This window comes from Micromonospora sp. NPDC049580 (assembly GCF_040675595.1).
Lineage (GTDB): Bacteria > Actinomycetota > Actinomycetes > Mycobacteriales > Micromonosporaceae > Micromonospora.
In genome coordinates this window covers 1-2,913 of the sequence record NZ_JBFAPG010000634.1, presented here as the reverse complement: position 1 = coordinate 2,913, position 2,913 = coordinate 1, and the positions used below count along the sequence as shown (strand labels likewise).

The 2,913-nt window shown below is 69.8% G+C and carries 1 protein-coding gene; it reads left to right on the top strand.

The genetic code is table 11. From position 1 onward, the window contains the following. Window positions 1-2,873: glycoside hydrolase family 95 protein (locus AB0J68_RS30270; RefSeq protein ID WP_363942077.1), on the top strand; the 2,873-nt coding region annotated here is incomplete at its 5' end. Between the last annotated feature and the right edge of the window lie 40 nt (window positions 2,874-2,913).

Here is a 2,913-nt window from a genome sequence, read left to right as displayed (position 1 = left end):
CGGCCCAAGAACTCGCGCTCTGGTACGACGTGGGTGCCGGCACCGACTGGCTGCGGGCCCTGCCGATCGGCAACGGCCGGCTCGGCGCGATGGTGTTCGGCAACGTCGACACCGAGCGACTTCAGCTCAACGAGGACACGGTGTGGGCCGGCGGCCCGCACGACCCCAGCAACACCAGAGGCGCGGCCGCGCTGCCGGAGATCCGGCGACTGGTCAACGCGAACCAGTGGACGCAGGCCCAGGACCTCATCAACCAGACCATGATGGGCAACCCCGGCGGGCAGTTGGCCTACCAGACCGTCGGCAACCTCCGGCTCGCCTTCGGATCCGCCAGCGGAGCGTCCCAGCACAACCGCACGCTCGACCTGACGACCGCCACCGCCACGACGTCGTACGTCCTGGGTGGCATCCGTTATCAGCGTGAGGTCTTCGCCAGCGCGCCGGACCAGGTCATCGCGATGCGACTGACCGCCGACCGCACCAATTCGATCAGCTTCACCGCCACGTTCGACAGCCCTCAGCGCACGACGGTGTCCAGCCCGGACGGCGCCACGATCGGCCTCGACGGCGTCTCCGGCAGTCAGGAGGGCGTCACCGGGCAGGTCCGTTTCCTCGCCCTGGCCAACGCCACCGTCACCGGGGGCACCGTGTCCAGCTCCGGCGGCACCCTGCGGGTCACCAACGCGACAAGCGTGACCTTGCTCATCTCGATCGGCTCCAGCTACGTCAACTACCGCAACGTCGGTGGCGACTACGGGGGCATCGCGCGACAGCGCCTCAGCGCGGCGCGCGCCTACAGCTACGACCAGCTGCGCAGCCGGCACGTCGCCGACTACCAGGCGCTGTTCGGGCGGGTCACCATCGACCTGGGCCGCACCTCCGCCGCCGACCAGACGACCGACGTCCGCATCGCCCAGCACAACAGCGTCAACGACCCGCAGTTCTCCGCGCTGCTGTTCCAGTTCGGCAGGTACCTGCTGATCTCGTCGTCGCGACCCGGCACCCAGCCGGCGAACCTCCAGGGCATCTGGAACGACTCGCTGACCCCCTCGTGGGACTCGAAGTACACGATCAACGCCAACCTGCCGATGAACTACTGGCCGGCCAACACGACCAACCTGGCCGAGTGCCACAACCCGGTGTTCGACATGGTCCGCGACCTGTCGGTGGCCGGCGCCCGCACCGCCCAGGTGCAGTACGGCGCGGGCGGCTGGGTCACCCACCACAACACCGACGCGTGGCGGGCCACCGCCGTCGTGGACGGCGCGTTCTGGGGCATGTGGCAGACCGGCGGCGCCTGGCTGTCCACGCTGATCTGGGACCACTACCAGTTCAACGGTGACGTCGAGTTCCTGCGTACGAACTACCCGGCCATGAAGGGTGCCGCACAGTTCTTCCTCGACACGCTGGTGACCGAGCCGACCCTCGGCTATCTGGTGACCAACCCCTCGAACTCGCCGGAGCTCAGCCACCACGCGAACGCCAGCGTCTGCGCCGGCCCCACCATGGACAACCAGATCCTGCGTGACCTGTTCGACGCGTGCGCCCGCGCGAGCGAGATCCTCAACGTGGACAGCACCTTCCGGGCCCAGGTCCGCGCCACCCGGGACCGGCTCGCGCCGATGAAGATCGGCTCGCGGGGCAACATCATGGAGTGGCTCTACGACTGGGTGGAGACCGAGCCCAACCACCGGCACATCTCGCACCTGTACGGGCTGGCCCCCAGCAACCAGATCACCAAGCGCGGCACCCCGCAGTTGTTCGAGGCCGCCCGCCGTACGCTGGCGTTGCGCGGTGACGACGGCACGGGCTGGTCGCTGGCCTGGAAAATCAACTTCTGGGCGCGGATGGAGGAGGGCAAGCGGGCCCACGACCTGATCCGCTACCTCGCCACCACCGCCCGGCTCGCGCCCAACATGTTCGACCTGCACCCGCCGTTCCAGATCGACGGCAACTTCGGCGCCACCGCCGGCATCGCCGAGATGCTGCTCCAGAGCCACATCGGTGAGCTGCACATCCTGCCCGCGCTGCCGCCGGCCTGGCCCAGCGGACGGGTGACCGGCCTGCGGGGCCGCGGTGGGCACACGGTCGGCATCACGTGGGCGAGCGGCGCGGCCACCGAGGTGCTCGTCCGTCCGGACCGTGCCGGCACCGTCCGCCTGCGGTCGCGGTTCCTGACCGGCACCGTCAGCGTCGTCGACACCGCCGACGGGACGTCGCCCCGGGTCACCCGCGTCGAATCCGACCTGATCGAAGTCACCGTGCAGGCGGGACGCACCTACCGGGTGACCAGCACGGGTGTCGCCACGCCGACGCTGGAGCAGAGCTTCACCAACGCCGGCATCAGCAACGACAGCAACACCAACGTCGCAAACTTCGACGGCAACGGCGCCAGTCTCTCCGCGCAGGCCCTGGCGCAGGCCGGCGCCAGCCCGGGCAGCACGGTGAGCCGCAACGGAGTGACCTTCCGCTGGCCCAACGTCAGCCCCGGTACGGCCGACAACGCCATCGCCTCGGGCCAGACCATCGGCGTCAGCGGCACCGGCAGCACGCTCGGCTTCCTCCTGACCGGCACCTACGGCGCCGTGTCGGGAACAGGCACCGTGGTGTACGCCGACGGCACCCGCCAGACGTTCACGTTGAGCACGCCCGACTGGTACGGCGGGCCGCAGTCCGGGGCGACCGCCGCCATCGTGTCGGCCTACCAGAACCGGCCCAACAACGCCCGCCAGGCCACGGCGGCCTGCATCTACTACGTGGGCGTGGCGTTGCAGAGCAAGGCGGTGACCCAGGTCGTGTTGCCCAACATCAGCGCACGGGCCGCGGCGAACGTGCCGACCATGCACGTCTTCGCCATCGCGATCGGGTCCTGACCTTTCGCCTCGCCACCTCCCCGGCGCTGAACGTCGGGGA